Source organism: Acidovorax sp. GW821-FHT10E03 (assembly GCF_059415205.1).
This window is the reverse complement of sequence record NZ_JBWKMU010000002.1, coordinates 163,144-180,390: the sequence shown is the minus strand read 5'-3', so window position 1 is coordinate 180,390 and position 17,247 is coordinate 163,144. Positions and strand designations below refer to the sequence as shown.

The 17,247-nt window shown below is 66.8% G+C and carries 19 protein-coding genes; 9 read left to right on the top strand and 10 right to left on the bottom strand.

Annotation, left to right across the window (positions count from 1 at the left end; translation table 11 throughout):
• The first annotated feature begins 19 nt into the window (after positions 1–19).
• The gene (locus AC07OD_RS03985) at positions 20–982 is read left to right on the top strand and encodes a Bug family tripartite tricarboxylate transporter substrate binding protein (RefSeq protein ID WP_494595256.1); all 963 of its coding nucleotides are present in this window, start codon (positions 20–22) and stop codon (positions 980–982) included.
• A 320-nt stretch (positions 983–1,302) separates the two neighbouring features.
• Here the strand turns inward: AC07OD_RS03985 and AC07OD_RS03980 are convergent, their stop codons facing one another.
• From AC07OD_RS03980 to AC07OD_RS03970, 3 genes are all read right to left on the bottom strand, one after another.
• Positions 1,303–2,583 (bottom strand): EAL and HDOD domain-containing protein, encoded by a 1,281-nt coding sequence (locus AC07OD_RS03980; protein WP_218295472.1) that lies wholly within the window; start codon positions 2,581–2,583, stop codon positions 1,303–1,305.
• 164 nt (positions 2,584–2,747) lie between these two features.
• Positions 2,748–4,013 carry an EAL and HDOD domain-containing protein gene (locus AC07OD_RS03975; protein ID WP_218340185.1) on the bottom strand — a complete coding sequence of 422 codons (1,266 nt, stop codon included), beginning with the start codon at positions 4,011–4,013 and terminating at the stop codon, positions 2,748–2,750.
• A gap of 91 nt (positions 4,014–4,104) precedes the next feature.
• Positions 4,105–4,908 carry a ferritin-like domain-containing protein gene (locus AC07OD_RS03970; protein ID WP_494595255.1) on the bottom strand — a complete coding sequence of 268 codons (804 nt, stop codon included), beginning with the start codon at positions 4,906–4,908 and terminating at the stop codon, positions 4,105–4,107.
• A gap of 95 nt (positions 4,909–5,003) precedes the next feature.
• Between AC07OD_RS03970 and AC07OD_RS03965 the strand changes: the two genes are divergently transcribed.
• The 3 genes from AC07OD_RS03965 (at position 5,004) to AC07OD_RS03955 (ending at position 7,203) form a co-directional block, all read left to right on the top strand.
• Entirely contained in the window at positions 5,004–5,528 is a 525-nt protein-coding gene (locus AC07OD_RS03965; RefSeq protein WP_218340187.1) for a gamma carbonic anhydrase family protein, read from the top strand.
• 26 nt (positions 5,529–5,554) lie between these two features.
• Complete coding sequence (gene hslO / locus AC07OD_RS03960) at positions 5,555–6,550, top strand: Hsp33 family molecular chaperone HslO (RefSeq protein WP_218295468.1); 996 nt, start codon at positions 5,555–5,557, stop codon at positions 6,548–6,550.
• A 164-nt stretch (positions 6,551–6,714) separates the two neighbouring features.
• A complete protein-coding gene (locus tag AC07OD_RS03955) occupies positions 6,715–7,203 on the top strand; it encodes a CZB domain-containing protein (RefSeq protein ID WP_369642929.1) in 489 nt (162 codons plus the stop codon).
• Between the two features lie 20 nt (positions 7,204–7,223).
• Here AC07OD_RS03955 and AC07OD_RS03950 read toward each other — a convergent pair whose 3' ends face one another.
• The 6 genes from AC07OD_RS03950 to pyrG all read right to left on the bottom strand — a co-directional run bounded on the left by AC07OD_RS03950 (position 7,224) and on the right by pyrG (position 12,499).
• Entirely contained in the window at positions 7,224–7,778 is a 555-nt protein-coding gene (locus AC07OD_RS03950) for a hypothetical protein (protein ID WP_494595252.1), read from the bottom strand.
• A gap of 47 nt (positions 7,779–7,825) precedes the next feature.
• Positions 7,826–8,104, bottom strand: coding sequence for a septum formation initiator family protein (locus AC07OD_RS03945; RefSeq protein ID WP_218295465.1), 279 nt, complete (start codon positions 8,102–8,104; stop codon positions 7,826–7,828).
• A 104-nt stretch (positions 8,105–8,208) separates the two neighbouring features.
• Positions 8,209–9,495, bottom strand: a complete 1,287-nt coding sequence (gene eno / locus AC07OD_RS03940; RefSeq protein WP_218295464.1) for a phosphopyruvate hydratase — start codon at positions 9,493–9,495, stop codon at positions 8,209–8,211.
• A 183-nt stretch (positions 9,496–9,678) separates the two neighbouring features.
• Entirely contained in the window at positions 9,679–9,969 is a 291-nt protein-coding gene (locus tag AC07OD_RS03935) for a DUF1330 domain-containing protein (protein ID WP_218295463.1), read from the bottom strand.
• A 3-nt stretch (positions 9,970–9,972) separates the two neighbouring features.
• Positions 9,973–10,830, bottom strand: coding sequence for a 3-deoxy-8-phosphooctulonate synthase (kdsA, locus tag AC07OD_RS03930; protein ID WP_494595248.1), 858 nt, complete (start codon positions 10,828–10,830; stop codon positions 9,973–9,975).
• Positions 10,831–10,840: 10 nt separating this feature from the next.
• Positions 10,841–12,499: a CTP synthase gene (gene pyrG / locus AC07OD_RS03925; protein WP_218295461.1), complete on the bottom strand. Its 1,659-nt coding sequence runs from the start codon at positions 12,497–12,499 to the stop codon at positions 10,841–10,843.
• A gap of 91 nt (positions 12,500–12,590) precedes the next feature.
• Between pyrG and coaBC the strand changes: the two genes are divergently transcribed.
• The 4 genes from coaBC to AC07OD_RS03905 all read left to right on the top strand — a co-directional run bounded on the left by coaBC (position 12,591) and on the right by AC07OD_RS03905 (position 15,446).
• The gene (coaBC, locus tag AC07OD_RS03920) at positions 12,591–13,814 is read left to right on the top strand and encodes a bifunctional phosphopantothenoylcysteine decarboxylase/phosphopantothenate--cysteine ligase CoaBC (RefSeq protein WP_494595246.1); all 1,224 of its coding nucleotides are present in this window, start codon (positions 12,591–12,593) and stop codon (positions 13,812–13,814) included.
• 22 nt (positions 13,815–13,836) lie between these two features.
• Positions 13,837–14,301: a hypothetical protein gene (locus AC07OD_RS03915; RefSeq protein ID WP_494595244.1), complete on the top strand. Its 465-nt coding sequence runs from the start codon at positions 13,837–13,839 to the stop codon at positions 14,299–14,301.
• Positions 14,301–14,747: a dUTP diphosphatase gene (gene dut / locus AC07OD_RS03910; protein WP_218295459.1), complete on the top strand. Its 447-nt coding sequence runs from the start codon at positions 14,301–14,303 to the stop codon at positions 14,745–14,747. The genes AC07OD_RS03915 and dut overlap by 1 nt, the downstream gene beginning before the upstream one ends.
• 192 nt (positions 14,748–14,939) lie before the next feature.
• Positions 14,940–15,446 (top strand): outer membrane lipoprotein, encoded by a 507-nt coding sequence (locus tag AC07OD_RS03905; protein WP_492244074.1) that lies wholly within the window; start codon positions 14,940–14,942, stop codon positions 15,444–15,446.
• Positions 15,447–15,518: 72 nt separating this feature from the next.
• Here AC07OD_RS03905 and AC07OD_RS03900 read toward each other — a convergent pair whose 3' ends face one another.
• Positions 15,519–16,043, bottom strand: a complete 525-nt coding sequence (locus tag AC07OD_RS03900; protein WP_218295457.1) for an FKBP-type peptidyl-prolyl cis-trans isomerase — start codon at positions 16,041–16,043, stop codon at positions 15,519–15,521.
• 53 nt (positions 16,044–16,096) lie between these two features.
• On the opposite strand from AC07OD_RS03900, the gene AC07OD_RS03895 reads away from it, so the two are divergent.
• Positions 16,097–17,227, top strand: a complete 1,131-nt coding sequence (locus AC07OD_RS03895; RefSeq protein ID WP_494595242.1) for a JmjC domain-containing protein — start codon at positions 16,097–16,099, stop codon at positions 17,225–17,227.
• Positions 17,228–17,247: the final 20 nt, after the last annotated feature.

The following is a 17,247-nucleotide window of genomic DNA, read 5'->3' as shown; positions in this document are numbered from 1 at the left end:
TACCAACCAGGAGACATGCATGAAAAAAATGATTGCCGGCGCGCTGCTGCTGGGCGCCGCCACCCTGTCCATGGCGCAGGCCTGGCCCGCGGCCAAGCCCATCCGGCTCATCGTGGGCTACCCGCCAGGGGGCGGCATCGACTTTGCCGCGCGCACCGTGCAGGTGCCGCTGCAGGAAGCGCTCAAGCAGCAGATCGTGGTGGACTACAAGCCGGGCGCGGGCGGCATGCTGGCCGCCACGGAGCTCACGCGCGCGGCGCCGGACGGCTACACCATCCTGCTGGCCAATACCGGCCCTTTCGCCATCGCGCCCTACCTGCAGCGCAAGATGCCCTATGACCCGCTCAAGCAGTTCAGCTACATCGGCCAGATCAGCCAGGGCAGCTACATCGCGGTGACCCGGCTGGACCACCCGGCCAAGGACCTCAAGGAGTGGGTGGCCTGGGCCAAGGCCAACGCCGGCAAGGTGAACTTCGCCTCGGGCGGCGCGGGCACGTCCACCCACCTCAATGGCGAGCTCATGAACCAGGCCACCGGGCTGGACGTGACGCACGTGCCATACAAGGGCAGTGCGCCCGCGGTGCAGGATCTGATCGGCGGCCAGACGCAACTGCTCATCGACGCGGGTACGGTGCTGCTGCCCCAGATCAAGGGCGGCAAGCTCAAGGCGCTGGCCGTGACCGGCCCCCGGCGCGATCCACAGCTGCCCGATGTGCCCACGGTCGGTGAGCTGGGCTTCGCGGCGATGGAGTCCGTGGGCTTCCAGGGCCTGGTGGGGCCGGCCGGCATGCCCAGGGACACCGTGGACAGGCTGGCCGCCGAACTGGCGAAGGTGCTGACGCAGGCCGATGTGAAAGCCAAGTTCGCGTCCACGGGGTCCGAAGTGCATTCGCTGGGCCCTGTGGAGTTCTTCAGCTTCGTGAAGGGCGAGAACGAGAAATGGGCCAAGCTCATCCGCGAGCGCAAGCTCGAACTCGATTGATGGATTCTCCTGCCGCCCGAGGGCGCGGTCTTTTCAGCACCTGAAGGCAAGGCGGGCAGGCTCCAGCCGCTGGCGGTGGGAGCGCCCGCACGGCCCGATCTGCCGTCGCCGGTTGGCATCCATGTCCCCGCGCAGGCGCCTTCTGCGATCCTGGCCCTGGGGGACATCCGCCGCAAGCTGGATGCCGCCGGCAACGCGCGCACCCTCCGCATGGCGGGCATCCGGGGACACAATTGACCGGCATGACAACGCAGCGGGCCCTGGATGACCAGGGCCCGGGTGTGCGAATGCCGGGCCAAGGGGCCCCGCGACGGCGTGCCTCAGTCTTCGTTGAGGCTCTCGGCCCAGGTCAGGGCCTGCAGGTGGGCCCAGTTGACCTGGCGGTTGGACAGGTGCAGCGCGTCGGCCGCCTTGGCAAAGGCCACCTCATCGCCGCTCTCGCAGGCCTTGGTCAGCTCCAGGAAGGGCGCGAACACGCCGCTGCCGCGCAGCAGCGCGTCCATCACCGGTTCGGGCAGGGCCACGGATTCCAGCGCCTTATCGAGCGGCACGCCCAGCATGGTGTCGAGCAGGGAGAACACGCCCACCACGAAGGCGTTGTCGCATTCCTCGGGCGGCAGCAGTTCGGCGGCCAGCAGCTCCATCAGGCGGCCGCGCACCACGGCGGTCTGGCCCACCGCCGGCGGCACGCCGCCCGCGCGCGAGGTGGTCATCAGGAGGGCCGCCCAGCGGAACAGCTTCTTGAGGCCGAGGATCATCACCGCGTGGCGGAACGAGGTGATCTCGCACGAGAGCCCGAAGCCCGAGGAGTTGATGAAGCGCAGCAGGTTGAAGGACAGTGTGGGGTCCTTCTTGAGCAGGTCCTCGATCTCGGCGGTGGTGGCCTGCTTGCGCACCAGGTTGAGGAGCTGGATGATGGTGGCCTGCGAAGGTCGGATCGTCGTGGCCTTCACGAGCGACGGCTGGGCGAACCAGAAGCCCTGGAACAGCTTGACACCCAGTCCCCGCATCAGTTCGTACTGTTCGGCGGTCTCCACTTTTTCAGCCACCAGCGTGGCCTTGCTGTGGGTGGTGGAAAACTTGACCAGCGGCCCCGCCAGTTCGGGCTTGAAGGCCATCATGTCCAGCTTGATGAAAGCGGCCAGCGGCAGCCAGCTGGTGTAGGCGCGGCGCAGCGCCTGCTGGTCGAAGGCCAGCCGAAAGCCGCGGGTGCGCAGGGCCTCCAGGGTGGGCACCCGGCCTTCGATTTCCTCGGGGGTGGCCGTGTCGTGCAGCGGCGGTACTTCCAGCACCACCTTTTCGGGGTGGATCAGTTCCAGGTGGCCGCCGGAAAGGCTGTCGTGGGTGCAGTTGATGAACACCGTCTTCTTGCCGACCAGGGCTTCGGTGCCGGCGTACGACAGGGCGTTGAAGAGCAGCGCGGCATCGCTGGCCGCCGTGTGGGAGTCCGAGGCCGTGGACCGGTCGAACAGCTCGTAGCCATAGACGGCGCGGGATTCGTCCACGATGGCCTGTCGCGCAATGATGGCAATGTTCTCATCCACGGGTTCAACCGCGGGTGAATCAGCTTGCGGGGCGTCTTGTTCAGGTGTGCTCGACATGGGGTCCGCTGTGGTGAAGGGCTGGGGTCTGCACTGATTCTAGACCGGCATGCCACTTCGCGAACTGGCCGCGCGGATTTTGATGGCGGCCAAGGCGGCTGCAGGCCGGCGTGCCCCGTGTGGCCCCGCAGGCCGCGCTGCGGAGGCGGGACGCGAACCGGGGCTCAGTCCGCAAGCTGGTCCGCCCAGGCCAGGGCCTGCAGGTGCGCGAAGTTGATCTGCTGGCTGGTGAGGTGCAGCAAGCCGGCCGTGCGGTCGAACACCACGTCGTCGCTGGATTCGCAGGCTTCGGCCAGCGTGAGCAGGTCTCCGAGGAATCCTTCGCGACGCAGCAGCGCCGCCGCCACGGGCTCGGGCACGTTGAGCAGCCCCAGCGCGGATTCCATGGGCATGGACAGCATCACGTCGAGCAGCGAGAAGATGCCCACCACGAAGGCCTGGTCGGCTTCCTCGGGGGGCAGGGTTTCCAGGGCCAGCAGCTCCATCAGGCGGCCGCGCACCACGGCGGTCTGGCCGACGGAGGACGGGGTGCCACTGGTGCGCGACGCGGTGAGCAGCAGCGCCGCCCAGCGGAACAGCTTCTTGAGGCCCATGAGCATCACGGCCTGGCGGAAGGAGGTGATCTCGCGCGACAGGCCGAATCCCGCGGAGTTGATCAGGCGCATCAGATTGAAGGCCAGGCCCGCGTCCTTCTTAAGCACTTCCTCGATGTCGTCCGTGCTGGCCTGCTTGCGCACCTGGTTGATGAGCTCGATGATGCTCGCCTGCGAGGGCGTGAGCAGCTTGGCCTCGACCAGGGCCGGGCGCGCGAACCAGTAGCCCTGGAACATCTGCACGCCCTGGCTGGACACCATGTCGTACTGCTGGGCGGTTTCCACCTTCTCGGCGATCAGCTCGGCCTGGCAGTGGCGGCCTGCGTAGCTGATGAGCACGGCCAGCTGGTCGGGCGCCAGCACCGACAGGTCGAGCTTGATGTAGTCGGCCAGCGGCAGCCAGGGGGCATAGGCCGACTGCAGCACCGTGTGGTTGAACGCCAGGTGGAAGCCGCGCTCGCGCAGTTCGGCCAGAATGGGCATGCGCGTGGCGACCTCTTCGGCGGCGGTGTGGCCCAGGGGCGGAATCTCCAGCACCACCTTGTCGGGGTCCACCAGTTCGAGGTGGCCGCCGGAGAGGCTCTCGTGCGTGCAGTTGACGAAGATGAGCTTCTTGCCCACCAGCTCTTCGGTGCCCGCGTGCGAGAGTGCGGTGAAGACCAGGATGACGTCGGTGGCGGCCGTGTGCGCCGCGCCGCTGCGCGAGCGGTTGAACAGCTCGTAGCCGACCACCACCTGCTGCGCGTTGACGATGGCCTGCCGCGCGATCATCGCGACCGAGGACTGGGTGCCGGGGGGCGGGGCGAGGGAGGCCCCAGGGGCGGAGAGTGAAGTCATGGTCAGAGGTTCGGGTGAGTGTGTTGCCGCTTCAGCGGCCGCAGGCGCCGCGGATTGTAGGAGCCATCGCATGTCGGCGCATGGTGGTGGATCAGACCTGTTGCAGCCACCGCAGCTCGGCGTCGGTAAATCCGGCGCTGCGGCGCGCTTTTTCATTGAACGGGGGTTTCAGGCGGGGGGCCTCGTATTGCCTGACCAGGGCGCCATAGTGGGTTTCAGGGTCCACGCCCCGGCGCTCGCACAGCCAGCGGTACCAGTGGTTGCCGATGGCCACGTGGCCGACCTCCTCGCGCAGGATGGTGTCGAGAATCTCCACGGCGGCCAGCGCATCGGGCGTGCCCACCTGGCGCAGCTTGGCCTGGATCTGCGGCGTGGCGTCCAGGCCGCGCGCCTCCAGCGTGCGTGGCACCAGCGCCATGCGCGCCAGGATGTCGTGCCGCGTCTTCTCGCACATCGTCCACAGGCCTTGGTGGGCCGGGAAGTCGCCGTAGTCGTGCCCCTGGCCGCGAAGGTGGTCGCGCAGCAGGCGGAAATGCTGTGCCTCCTCGCCCGCCACGCGCATCCAGTCGGTGTAGTAGGCGCGGGGCATGCCGTCGAAACGCCAGACCGCGTCCAGCGCCAGGTTGATGGCATTGAATTCGATGTGCGCGATGGCATGGATGAGGACTGCGCGCCCCTCGGCCGTCGCGGGCGAGCGGCGGGCCACCTGCGTGTGGCGCAGCAGCAGGGGCCGCTCCGGCCGGCCGGGCAGGGCCGCGGGATCCTGCGGGGCCTCAGGGGCTTTGTCTGCTATGGAAAGAATAGCTGCTTGCGATTGCAGATCAAGCGCTGCGGCCGCTTTTTGTTCAGGGTCTGCAAGGCACAAAACCTGCAATGCACGGTGGCGAAGCTCCATCCTTACAATTCTAGGCCCTGCCACCCGGAACACTGCACACGCTTTGTAACCATTGGCAGGCCCGGTTCCGGCCTTCATTTTTCTGGAGTGTTTGCATGGCGATTTACGAACTCGACGGCGTGGCGCCGCAGCTGGCGGCTTCGGCCTGGGTGGCGGAAGGCGCCCAGGTCATGGGAAACGTCGTTCTTGGCGAGGATGCCAGTGTCTGGTTTGGGACGGTGGTGCGTGGCGACACCGAAAGCATCACCATCGGCGCGGGCTCGAATATCCAGGACGCGAGCGTGCTGCATGCCGACATCGGCAAGCCGCTGGTCATCGGCGAGCGCGTGACGGTGGGCCACCAGGTCATGCTGCACGGCTGCACCATCGGCGACGAGTCGCTGATCGGCATCGGGGCCATCGTGCTCAACGGCGCCAAGATTGGCAGGCACTGCCTGGTGGGCGCGGGCGCCCTGGTGACCGAGGGCAAGGAGTTTCCCGATGGTTCCATGATCATCGGCAGCCCGGCCAAGGCCGTGCGCGAACTCACGCCCGAGCAGATCGAGGGCCTGCGCCAGAGCGCCCAGCACTACATCGACAACGCGCGCCGCTTTCAGCGCGGCCTGCACAAAATCGGCTGAACGCCGACCCTTTCTGGAACCCTTGCGTGTCTGAACTCCACAAGTTTCTCTTCGACGGCCTGCCAGTGCGCGGCATGATCGTGCGCCTGACCGATGCCTGGACCGAGATCCTGCGCCGCCGCGCGGGCAATACCGGCACCGGTGCCTACCCCGCCCCGGTGAGCGAGCTGCTGGGCGAGATGGCCGCCGCCGGCGTGCTGATGCAGTCCAACATCAAGTTCAACGGCGCGCTGGTGCTGCAGGTGTTTGGCGACGGCCCCGTGAAGCTGGCCGTGGCCGAGGTGCAGTCGGACCTGAGCCTGCGCGCCACCGCCACGGTCAACAGCGAGGTGCCCGAGGGCGCGCCCCTGAGCCAGATGGTGAACGTGGGCGGCGGTGGCCGCTGCGCCATCACGCTCGACCCCAAGGACCGCCACCCCGGCCAGCAGCCCTACCAGGGCGTGGTGCCCCTGTATGGCGACCGGCACGAGAAGCTGGAACGCCTGTCGGATGTGCTGCAGCACTACATGCTGCAGTCCGAGCAGTTGGACACCATCCTGGTCCTGGGCGCCAACGAACAGGTGGCCGCGGGCCTGCTGATCCAGCGCATGCCGATCAAGGGCGAGGGCAACCTGGCCGAGGGCCTCACCCACCGCGAGAACGAAGACCAGATCGGCCACAACGAGGACTACAACCGCATCGCGCACCTGGCTGCCAGCCTGACGCGCGAAGAACTGCTGACCCTGGACGTGGACACCATCCTGCGCCGCCTGTTCTGGGAGGAAAAGCTGCTGCGCTTCGAGCCCCAGCAGGGTGCCAGCGGCCCGCGTTTTGCCTGCACCTGCAGCCGTGAGCGCGTGAGCAACATGCTGCGCAACCTGGGCAGCGAAGAGGCCGAGAGCATCCTGTCCGAGCGCGACGACATCGAGGTCGGCTGCGAATTCTGCGGCCAGCAGTACCGTTTCGACGCCGTGGACGCCGCGCAGATCTTCGTGCCGCCGTCCTCCAGCCAGCCGCCCGGACCGAGCGGGATCCTGCAGTAGCCCGCCGCGCCGGCTGACCATCGTTGACAATCGCCCGCCGCCATCGCGCCTAAGATCGGCGCTCTCCACACGGCCCCGGGCGTTGCCGCCCGCGATGTCCGCCGGTCGCCGCGCACTTGGGGTGCGCGTGCGCCGCCTGTCCGTGTGGCGCAGCAAGAGGGGCTATGGATTTTTTTCGTCGTGTATTTGGCGCCCGCGGGCGGGAGGCCGGGCCGTCGCTGGAGCTGTGCGACAGCGGCAGCGCAGGGGCACAGGATTCGCAACGCGCGGACACCGTGCTCGCAGCCCTCGACATCGACGCAGCCATCAATGCCCACGAACGCTGGAAGGCGCACCTCATGGACTACCTCGAAGGGCGCACCACCCAGGGCCTGGACCCTTCGGAGGTGCGACGCGGCGACCGTGGCGCGCTGGGGCGGTGGCTCCATGGCGTGGGCGGTGAACTGCTGGGCGACCAGCCCGCCTATGCCGTGCTGATGGCGCGCCACCAGTATTTTCACGAACAGGCCGCAATGCTGGTGGCACTGGCCCAGCAGGGCGAATGGGACAAGGCCGTGCAGGTGCTCAACGGCGGATACCGCTACGGCTCCAGCCAGGTCGTGCTGCTCCTCAAGGAACTCAAGCGCGGCCTGGTGCAGCAGCCACTGCCCTGACGGAATGGCCGGATGGCGGGTCAGGCGCCGCGGGCGTTCCGGCCGGTCAGGGCGGTGAACAGGCGGTGCTCGCACTCCGGATCGCTGCACTTCTCGCAGTTCCAGGCGCGCAGGCGTGCCGTGCGCGCGGGCCGAGCAGCCGGTGTGGGTGCAGAAGTGCTACCGGTGGTCCACAGACTGGCGTCCGGAGCCATGTTTTTGATGGCGTTCAGCGCATTGGCGAGCCGCTGATCGCCATGGCCATACACCACCTGATAGCCCATCTCCCGCTGGGCGAGGTCTGTGCGCAGGCGCGCATCGGCGGCTTCCTGTTCGGGCCGGTCGCGCGCGGGGCAGGGCAGATCGAGCCCCATCAGCAGCACGTGGCGGGTGGCATCGGCCTGGCCCGGAGAGTGCAGGCCGCCCAGGTCGTGGCTCCACAGAATGCGCACCGCCCCGGGGGGCAGGCGTTCCTGCAGCGCGGCGGCCAGCGCCTGCGCGCCGGTGCCGGGCGCGCCGAGCAGGACAACGAGGGTGGGCTGGGACGGCACGATGACAGGAGGGCGAGAGGTGGAGATGTGGAGAGGAGGGGGCACCCCCCTGTCCAAGGCCGGGGCCGGGATAGCGCCGCGGTGGCCGCGGCTCAGCGCGGCGTGAACTGCACGTAGACCTCGTTGGGCTTGACCATGCCCAGCTCGCTGCGTGCCTTTTCTTCCACCATGTCGAGCCCTTCCTTGAGGTCATGCACCTCGGAGGACAAGCGTTCGTTGGCCTGCCGGGCCTGGTCGTTGGCCGCCTTCTGCACGTCGATCTGCCGCTGCATCTCGTTGACGCGCGGCACGCTGCCCCGCCCGAGCCAGAGCTGGGCGTGCAGTGCTGCGAGCAAGGCCAGCAGGATGACGGGAACAATGCGGGAGACCATCGCTTACCCCTTGGCGTGGGGTTTTGCCACCGGGCCGCCCCAAGGCAACACGCGGCCCCCTGGGGAGGCAGGGAGCCACAGGCAGTGGGCGACCGTGGGGGCCATTACTTCAGGTTATAGAACGCAGCGCGGCCGGGGTAGTGCGCGATCTCGCCCAGGTCTTCCTCGATGCGCAGCAGCTGGTTGTACTTGGCGATGCGGTCCGAACGCGACAGCGAGCCGGTCTTGATCTGGCCCGCATTCGTGCCCACGGCGATGTCGGCGATGGTGCTGTCTTCGGTTTCGCCCGAGCGGTGCGAGATCACGGCGGTGTAGCCGGCGCGCTTGGCCATCTCGATGGCGGCGAAGGTTTCGGTCAGCGTGCCGATCTGGTTGATCTTGATCAGGATCGAGTTGGCGATGCGCTTGTCGATGCCTTCCTTCAGGATCTTGGTGTTGGTCACGAACAGGTCGTCGCCCACCAGCTGCACCTTGTCGCCCAGGCGTTCGGTCAGGTGCTTCCAGCCATCCCAGTCGCCTTCGTGCATGCCGTCTTCGATGCTGATGATGGGGTACTTGTCCACCCAGGCCGCCAGCATGTCGGTCCATTGCTGGGCGGTGAGCTTCAGGCCGCCTTCGCCTTCGAGCACATACATGCCGTCCTTGTAGAACTCGCTCGCGGCGCAGTCCAGGCCCAGGGCGATCTGCTCGCCCGCCGTGTAGCCCGCGGCTTCGATGGCTTGCAGGATGAGGCGGATGGCCGCTTCGTGGTTCTCGACGCTGGGGGCAAAGCCGCCTTCGTCGCCCACGGCGGTGCTCATGCCCTTGTCGTGGATGATCTTCTTGAGCGCGTGGAACACCTCGGCGCCCCAGCGCACGGCTTCGCGGAAGGTCGGTGCGCCCACGGGGATGATCATGAACTCCTGCAGGTCCAGGCTGTTGTTGGCGTGCGCGCCGCCGTTGATCACGTTCATCATGGGCACGGGCAACTGCACGCTGCCCATGCCGCCCAGGTAGCGGTACAGCGGCAGACCGGACTCTTCGGCGGCGGCGCGGGCCACGGCCATGGAGACCGCCAGCATGGCATTGGCGCCCAGGCGGCTCTTGTTCTCGGTGCCGTCGAGGTCGATCAGGGTCTTGTCCAGGAAGGCCTGTTCGGAGGCATCCAGGCCCAGCACGGCTTCGCTGATCTCGGTGTTGATGTGCTCCACGGCCTTGAGCACGCCCTTGCCCAGGTAGCGGCTCTTGTCGCCATCGCGCATTTCAATGGCTTCGCGGCTGCCGGTGGACGCACCGGAAGGCACGGCGGCACGGCCCATCACGCCCGATTCCAGCAGCACGTCGCATTCGACGGTGGGGTTGCCGCGGCTGTCCAGCACTTCGCGGCCTACGATGTCAACAATGGCACTCATGATTTTCCTTGAGGTTTTTGAAATTCATTCAGACGGGCGGGACGGGCTTTGCTTGTTCAGGCCAAATGGCAAAATGGTCGCTTGGGCGCGTCTGTAGTCATTTTATGCTACTGATTTGATAGTGAATCAGCCTGCAGGTACGAACCGGGTACAACCCGACCGGCGTGAGCTGGCCGCCGCGTATCAGACGCCCTCGACGCACACCATGCGCATGATGGCGGCGCCTTCGCGGGCGGCCTTGGCTTTCTGGTATTCGGGTGTGTCGTAGAAGGCGCGCGCGGCCTCGAAGCTGGGGAACTTGAGCAGCACGGTGCGGCCGGGGTTCCAGTCGCCCTCCAGCACTTCCACCTTGCCGCCGCGAATGCACACCTCGGCGCCATGCGCCTGCATGGCCACGGTGCTCCACTTTTTGTACTCTTCGTACTGCTCAGGGTTGGTGACGGTGACGGATGCGATGACGTAACCACTGCTCATGTCTCAGGCTCCAAAGTTGTTTTCGAGGAATCCATTTTTCTTGGTGATGTCGTCCAGCGCCACCAAGGTCTCCAGCAGCGCCTTCATGTGCTTCAAAGGCACAGCATTGGGGCCGTCCGACCAGGCCTCGGCGGGCCGGGGGTGGGTTTCCATGAAAAGGCCCGCCACGCCCACGGCCACGCCCGCGCGGGCCAGCACCGGCACCATGTCGCGCGCGCCGCCGCTCACGGCGCCAAGGCCGCCGGGCTTCTGTACCGAGTGGGTCACGTCGAACACCACCGGCGCGCCGGAGTTGCGCATCTCGGCCAGGCTGGTCATGTCGGCCACGAGGTTGTTGTAGCCAAAGCTCACGCCACGCTCGCAGGCCAGGAAGCGGTCTTCCGAGAGGCCGGCTTCCTGCGCGGCCGCGCGGGCCTTGTCGATGACGTTCTTCATGTCCCAGGGCGCGAGGAACTGACCCTTCTTGATGTTCACCGGCTTGCCGGACTGCGCCACCGCCCGGATGAAGTCGGTCTGGCGGCACAGGAAGGCGGGCGTCTGCAGCACGTCCACCACGCTGGCCACCTCTGCGACGTGGGACGCATCGTGCACGTCGGTCAGGATGGGCAGTTGCAACTGGCGGCGCACTTCATCGAGGATCTTCAGGCCCGCTTCCAGCCCCACGCCGCGCTTGCTGCTGCCGGAGGAGCGGTTGGCCTTGTCGAACGAGCCCTTGTAGATCAAGGGGATGCCCAGCGCCGTGCAGACCTCCTTGAGCTGGCCCGCGACGTCCAGCGATATCTGCTGGCCTTCGATGGAGCAGGTGCCCGCGATCAGGAAAAAGCGCTGGTCCAGGCCGACATTGAATCCGCACAGCTGCATAGGTCTCCAATCAGGCTTTAGTAGCCGCTTGCTGGTGTTCGACGGCCGCCTTGATGAAGGCGTTGAACAGCGGGTGGCCGTTCCACGGCGTCGACTTGAACTCGGGGTGGAACTGCACGCCGATGAACCAGGGATGCACGTTGTTCGGCAGCTCCACGATCTCGGTGAGCTGTTCGCGCTGGGTCAGCGCGGAGATCACGAGGCCCGCCTTGCGCAACTGGTCCAGGTAGTTCACGTTGGCTTCGTAGCGGTGGCGGTGGCGCTCGGTCACCACGTCGCCATAGATGCTGTGGGCCAGTGTGTTGGCTGACACGTCGGAGCTTTGTGCGCCCAGGCGCATGGTGCCGCCCAGGTCGGAGTTCTCGTCGCGCTTCTTGATGGTGCCGTCGGCGTCCTTCCACTCGGTGATCAGGGCAATCACGGGGTGGGGGGTGGTGGCGTCGAACTCGGTGCTGTTGGCGTTGGCCAGGCCCGCCACGTGGCGCGCGTACTCGATGGTCGCGACCTGCATGCCCAGGCAGATGCCCAGATAGGGCACCTTGTGCTCGCGGGCGAACTGGGCGGTGGCGATCTTGCCTTCCACGCCCCGCACGCCGAACCCGCCGGGCACCAGGATGGCGTCGTACTTGGCGAGCTTGGCGGCGGCATCGGCGCCATCGATGGTCTCCGAGTCGACGTGGTCGATCTTCACGCGCACATGGTTGCGCATGCCGGCGTGGCGCAGGGCCTCATTGACGGACTTGTAGCTGTCCGACAGGTCCACGTACTTGCCCACCATCGCGATGGTGACTTCGCCTTGCGGGTGCTCGGTTTCGTGCACCAGATCGTCCCAGCGCTTGAGGCTGGTGGGCGGGGTGTTCAGGCGCAGCTTGTCGCAGATCAGGCCGTCCAGGCCCTGCTCGTGCAGCATGCGCGGCACCTTGTAGATGGTGTCCACGTCCCACATGCTGATCACGCCCCACTCGGGCACGTTGGTGAACAGCGAGATCTTGGCGCGCTCTTCCTCGGGAATGCGCCGGTCGGCGCGGCACAAGAGGGCATCGGCCTGGATGCCGATCTCGCGCAGCTTCTGCACGGTGTGCTGGGTGGGCTTGGTCTTGAGCTCGCCGGCCGCTGCGATCCAGGGCAGGTAGGTCAGGTGCACGAACGCCGCGTTGTTGGGGCCCATGCGCAGGCTCATCTGGCGCACGGCTTCCAGAAACGGCAGCGATTCGATGTCGCCCACCGTGCCGCCGATCTCGACGATGGCCACGTCCACGGCATCGGGCGTGCCGATGCCGGCGCCGCGCTTGATGAATTCCTGGATCTCGTTGGTGACGTGCGGGATGACCTGCACGGTCTTGCCCAGGTAGTCGCCGCGGCGTTCCTTCTCCAGCACGGACTGGTAAATCTTGCCCGTGGTGAAGTTGTTGGTTTTCTTCATGCGCGTTTCGATGAAACGCTCATAGTGGCCCAGATCCAGGTCGGTTTCTGCGCCGTCGTCGGTCACGAAAACCTCGCCGTGCTGGAACGGCGACATGGTGCCTGGATCTACGTTGATGTAGGGGTCAAGCTTGATGAGGGTGACTTTGAGTCCCCGCGATTCGAGGATCGCGGCAAGGGAGGCTGAGGCGATTCCCTTACCGAGGGAAGACACCACACCGCCGGTGACGAAGACAAATTTGGTCATGTCTTTTTTGGTGGTGGGAAATTGGGATTATAGATGGCGCCCCGGCGACACCCCTGCCGGCAGGGACACCCCCGTCTGCTAAATTCGCCGCATGAATGAGCTTGCTGGCAAACACATTGTTCTGGGTCTGAGCGGGGGCGTGGCTTGCTACAAGGCAGCCGATCTGTGCCGCCAGCTCATCAAGGAGGGCGCCACCGTGCAGGTGGTGATGACCGAGGCGGCCGCGCAATTCATCACGCCGGTGACCATGCAGGCCCTGTCGGGGCGGCCCGTCTACGGCTCGCAGTGGGATGCGCGCGAGCCCAACAACATGCCGCACATCAACCTCAGCCGCGAGGCCGATGCGATCCTGATCGCGCCCTGCAGCGCCGATTTCATCGCGCGGCTGGTGCAGGGCCGGGCCGACGAGTTGCTGAGCCTGCTGTGCCTGGCACGCCCCATCGACCGCGTGCCGCTGCTGCTGGCCCCGGCCATGAACCGCGAGATGTGGGCCCACCCCGCCACAGCGCGCAACCTGGCCCAGGTGGCCAGGGACGGCGCCCGCGTGCTGGGCGTGGGCAATGGCGACCAGGCCTGCGGAGAAACTGGCGATGGCCGCATGCTGGAGCCTTCAGAGCTGCTCGAGGAGCTGGTTGCTTTCTTCGCGCCCAAGGTGCTGGCGGGGCGCAAGGTGCTGGTCACCGCCGGACCGACCTTCGAAGCCATCGATCCGGTGCGCGGCATCACCAACCTCTCCAGCGGCAAGATGGGCTTTGCCATCGCCCGCGCGGCGCGCGAAGCGGGGGGCGATGTCACGCTCGTGGCCGGTCCAGTGCATCTGCCCACGCCGCGCGGGGTGCAGCGCCTGAATGTCCAGTCTGCACAGGAAATGCTGTCAGCGGTTGAAGGGCAAGCGCACGATGCTTCTATTTTCATAGCAACGGCGGCGGTGGCAGACTGGCGGCCTGCTGCGCCGTCCACACAGAAGATCAAGAAAGACGGCTCCGGCCAGACCCCCACGCTGGGCTTTGTGGAGAACCCCGACATCCTGGCGGGCGTGGCGCGGTCGCCGCGTGCGCAGGCGGGCCAGCTGTACTGCGTGGGATTTGCCGCCGAGAGCCACGATCTCCTGGCCCATGCCACGGCCAAGCGTGCGCGCAAGGGGGTGCCGCTGCTGGTGGGCAATATCGGGCCCGCCACCTTCGGACAGGACGACAATGCCCTGCTGCTCGTGGATGCCGATGGGCACCGCGAGCTGCCCCGCGCGTCCAAGCGGGTGCTGGCGCGGCAGCTCATCGAGGACATCGCGGCGCGGTTGCCGCCATCGGATTCGTGACGTTCGTTTCCCCGGAGGTTGTATGAAAACTGGCTCCACCAAGCCTGAATGGGACACGCCGCCCGACGGCGACTTTGCGCGCTATGTGGAGCGGCTGACGGCGCCGGCCCCGTCCAGGAAAGCGCAGGTCCTCTCTCCGGGGGCCACCGGCCCTGCGCCACCGGTGTCCGCGGGCGGCTCCCGGTCGCCCCCCCGCGCCGGTCCGCCCGATCTCGCGCAGGCGCTCGGGCCCCTGATGGGCGTGTTGCGAACCGTGCGCGTGGTGCTGTTGCTGCTCATCGCCGCGCAGGGGATCGCGCTGTTCCTGTTCAGCCAGGGGTCCTTGGCCGGCCTGGTCGCCATGGGGGCCATCTGGTGGGCGCTGGGCTGGCTGATGGACGCGGCGCCCAGGGCCATTTCATCCCCAGGCGCCGCGCCAGGCGTGCAACCATTGCAAGAGCGACTGCGGCAAGTGGCCCAGCAGCGCAAGACAGGAAAGAAGAAGTAGTGAAGATCGATGTCAAGATTCTGGACCCGCGCATGGCGGATCAACTCCCCTCCTATGCCACGCCCGGCAGCGCGGGCCTGGACCTGCGGGCCTGCCTGGACGCGCCGCTGACCCTGCAGCCGAACGCATGGCAGCTGGTACCCACGGGCATCTCCGTGTACATCAAGGACCCGGGATATGCCGCGCTCATCCTGCCGCGCTCGGGCCTCGGCCACAAGCACGGCATCGTGCTGGGCAACCTTGTCGGATTGATCGACAGCGACTACCAGGGCCAGCTCATGGTGAGCGCCTGGAACCGCAGCGGCACGGCATTCACGCTGGAGCCGATGGAGCGGCTGGCGCAACTGGTGATCGTGCCGGTGGTGCAGGCGCAGTTCAACGTGGTGGCCGAGTTCGCGGCGACCCAGCGGGGAGAGGGCGGCTACGGGTCCACCGGCAAGGCCTGAAGGGGCGGGTCCCTCTGGCCTGGGAGCTGGCGCCTGTCAGACACGGCTTACTTTTCGAAGGGTCTGTTACGGACAGGGCCTCAGCCCCTTGTCCACGCGACAAGACCCTTGCGCGTTGTTCCAATCAAGGCATGCGTACCCGGACCGGATTGTCGGACCATGCGCCAGCCCCTGACTTTAGGAGATTGAAAAATGCTGCAATTTAAGCGTTCGTTTGCCATTGTGGGCGCCGTTGTCCTCGCGGGATCCTTGGCGGCCTGCGGCCACAACCGGTCGGCCCCCCAGCCCCAGTATTCGGGAGGCTATTCGGGCGGATACCAGTCTGCGCCCGCCTACCCGAACAGCCCGGCGGGCACCGAGTATGGCCGTGTGTCGAACATCGAAGTGCTGCAGGGCCGCTCGCAAGGGCAGACCTCGGGCGCGGGCGCCGTGCTGGGCGCGGTCGTGGGCGGGGTCCTGGGCAACCAGATCGGCAAGGGTTCCGGCCGCGCGGCGGCCACTGGCGTGGGCATCCTGGGCGGTGCCGTGGCAGGCAATGCCATCGAAGGCCGCAACAACAGCCAGGAATATGCCCAGGGCTATCGGCTCTCTGTCCAGCTGGACCAGGGCGGCTATCGTGCCTACGACGTGAGCAGTCCGGGCGATCTGCGCATCGGCGACCGCGTGCGCCTCTACAACGGCCAGATTTCGCGCCTGTAAACCGAACCCCGCAGCCGCCACCGCGGGAATCCTGAGCTGTTCAGGATTCCCGGGCCTGGCTCACCCGCTCAATCAATGCAGCAGGGAGCCGCCGGGCGCCTGCGGCTGTACCCGAAAGAAGCCGGTGCCCGCGGTGCCCCGGCCAATCTCATCTTCCGTGGCTTCGCGCACGGCCTGCACCGTCAGCTGCAGCCGCAGGGCGATGCCCGCGAGCGGGTGGTTGCCGTCCAGAACCACGTGCTCTGGATAGATCTCCGTCACGGTGTACAGCCCGCTGCGCGGTGCATCGGGGTTGCAGCCCTCCGGCAGGGCCATTCCGTCAAACGTCATCCCTTCTTCCAGCTCCGCCGGAAACAGGGACCGGGGTTCCAGAAAAAGCAGTTGATCGTTGAAGTCGCCAAAAGCGTCCTCGGGTTCCAGGTGCAGAGCCAGCGTGGCCCCCGGGCCGTGGCCTTGCAGGGCTTCCTCGATGCGCGGCAGCAGGTCGTCGCCCCCTACCAGGAACTCCACGGGGTCATCGAGAACATCCAGTTCTTCGCCAAGGGTGTCTTTGAGCGTCCAGGTCAGTGCGACCACGCATTGTTGGGTAATTTCCATAGGAGAATTGTCGCAGTTTGACCAATGCCTCCGCAAAGGGGCGCCACTCTCCCATGGATATCCAGCAACCCCTTTCCCTGCTCGGCGGCATGACCCCCGCGCAATTCATGCGCCGCCACTGGCAGAAGAAGCCTTTGCTGGTGCGGCAGGCCATCGCGCAGTTTTCGCCGCCTGTACTGCGTGCCGAGCTTTTTGCGCTGGCTTCCCAGGAGGGGGTGGAGTCCCGCCTGGTGCAGTTGGCCAAGGGCGCCTGGAAGCTGCGCCACGGACCGTTCAACCGCCGCGCCCTGCCGGCGCTGCAGCAGCCCGACTGGACCCTGCTCGTGCAAGGGGTGGACCTGCACAACGACGCGGTGCACGCGCTGATGCAGCAGTTCCGTTTTGTGCCCGAGGCGCGCCTGGACGATCTCATGATCAGCTATGCCGCCGACGGCGGGGGCGTGGGTCCGCATTTCGACAGTTATGACGTCTTTCTGCTGCAGGCCCACGGAAAGCGGCGCTGGCGCATTGGCCGCCAGAAGGACTTGTCGCTGCGCGATGACATTCCGCTGAAGGTGCTGGCCCACTTCGAGCCGGAAGAGGAGTTCGTTCTCGAGCCTGGCGACATGCTCTACCTGCCGCCCCGCTATGCGCACGACGGCATCGCCGAAGGCGAATGCATGACTTATTCGATAGGCTTTCGGGCGCCGGCCCGTGCCGAGCTCGCGCAGGAGCTGCTGGTGCGTCTGGCGGAGGATGCAGGCGATGAAGAGGGCAGTCCCTTGCTGTACCGCGATGCGCAGCAGGCGGCGGTTGCCCAGCCCGCCGCCATTCCGGCGGGGCTGCACGATTTCGCGCGGACGGCTCTGGCCCGCGCCTTGGCGCAACCCCTGGTGCTGGAGCGTGCGCTCGGGGAATATCTGACCGAGCCCAAGCCCAGCGTGTGGTTCGAGCCCGGGGACGTGGGCGTGATGCTGGAAGGCGTGCGCCTGGATCGCCGCAGCCGCATGATGTATGACGCCCACCACGTGTTCATCAACGGCGAAAGCTACCGTGCCGCGGGCCGCGACGCGACGCTGATGCGCCGCTTGGCGGACGAACGCCAACTGACTGCCCGCGAACTCGCGCGCGCGGGCGACGATGCGCTTGAGCTGCTGTCGTCCTGGTGCGATGCCGGCTGGGCGCATGCATGGGCTGAAGGCTGAAAAGACTGGTGCATCCCAAG

Coding starts and splice junctions, on each gene's coding strand:
- AC07OD_RS03985 (WP_494595256.1), top strand. CDS start 20: ATGAAAAAAATGATTGCCGGCGCGCTGCTGCTGGGCGCCGCCACCCTG.
- AC07OD_RS03980 (WP_218295472.1), bottom strand. CDS start 2,583: ATGTCGAGCACACCTGAACAAGACGCCCCGCAAGCTGATTCACCCGCG.
- AC07OD_RS03975 (WP_218340185.1), bottom strand. CDS start 4,013: ATGACTTCACTCTCCGCCCCTGGGGCCTCCCTCGCCCCGCCCCCCGGC.
- AC07OD_RS03970 (WP_494595255.1), bottom strand. CDS start 4,908: ATGGAGCTTCGCCACCGTGCATTGCAGGTTTTGTGCCTTGCAGACCCT.
- AC07OD_RS03965 (WP_218340187.1), top strand. CDS start 5,004: ATGGCGATTTACGAACTCGACGGCGTGGCGCCGCAGCTGGCGGCTTCG.
- AC07OD_RS03955 (WP_369642929.1), top strand. CDS start 6,715: ATGGATTTTTTTCGTCGTGTATTTGGCGCCCGCGGGCGGGAGGCCGGG.
- AC07OD_RS03945 (WP_218295465.1), bottom strand. CDS start 8,104: ATGGTCTCCCGCATTGTTCCCGTCATCCTGCTGGCCTTGCTCGCAGCA.
- eno (WP_218295464.1), bottom strand. CDS start 9,495: ATGAGTGCCATTGTTGACATCGTAGGCCGCGAAGTGCTGGACAGCCGC.
- AC07OD_RS03935 (WP_218295463.1), bottom strand. CDS start 9,969: ATGAGCAGTGGTTACGTCATCGCATCCGTCACCGTCACCAACCCTGAG.
- kdsA (WP_494595248.1), bottom strand. CDS start 10,830: ATGCAGCTGTGCGGATTCAATGTCGGCCTGGACCAGCGCTTTTTCCTG.
- pyrG (WP_218295461.1), bottom strand. CDS start 12,499: ATGACCAAATTTGTCTTCGTCACCGGCGGTGTGGTGTCTTCCCTCGGT.
- coaBC (WP_494595246.1), top strand. CDS start 12,591: ATGAATGAGCTTGCTGGCAAACACATTGTTCTGGGTCTGAGCGGGGGC.
- AC07OD_RS03915 (WP_494595244.1), top strand. CDS start 13,837: ATGAAAACTGGCTCCACCAAGCCTGAATGGGACACGCCGCCCGACGGC.
- AC07OD_RS03905 (WP_492244074.1), top strand. CDS start 14,940: ATGCTGCAATTTAAGCGTTCGTTTGCCATTGTGGGCGCCGTTGTCCTC.
- AC07OD_RS03900 (WP_218295457.1), bottom strand. CDS start 16,043: ATGGAAATTACCCAACAATGCGTGGTCGCACTGACCTGGACGCTCAAA.
- AC07OD_RS03895 (WP_494595242.1), top strand. CDS start 16,097: ATGGATATCCAGCAACCCCTTTCCCTGCTCGGCGGCATGACCCCCGCG.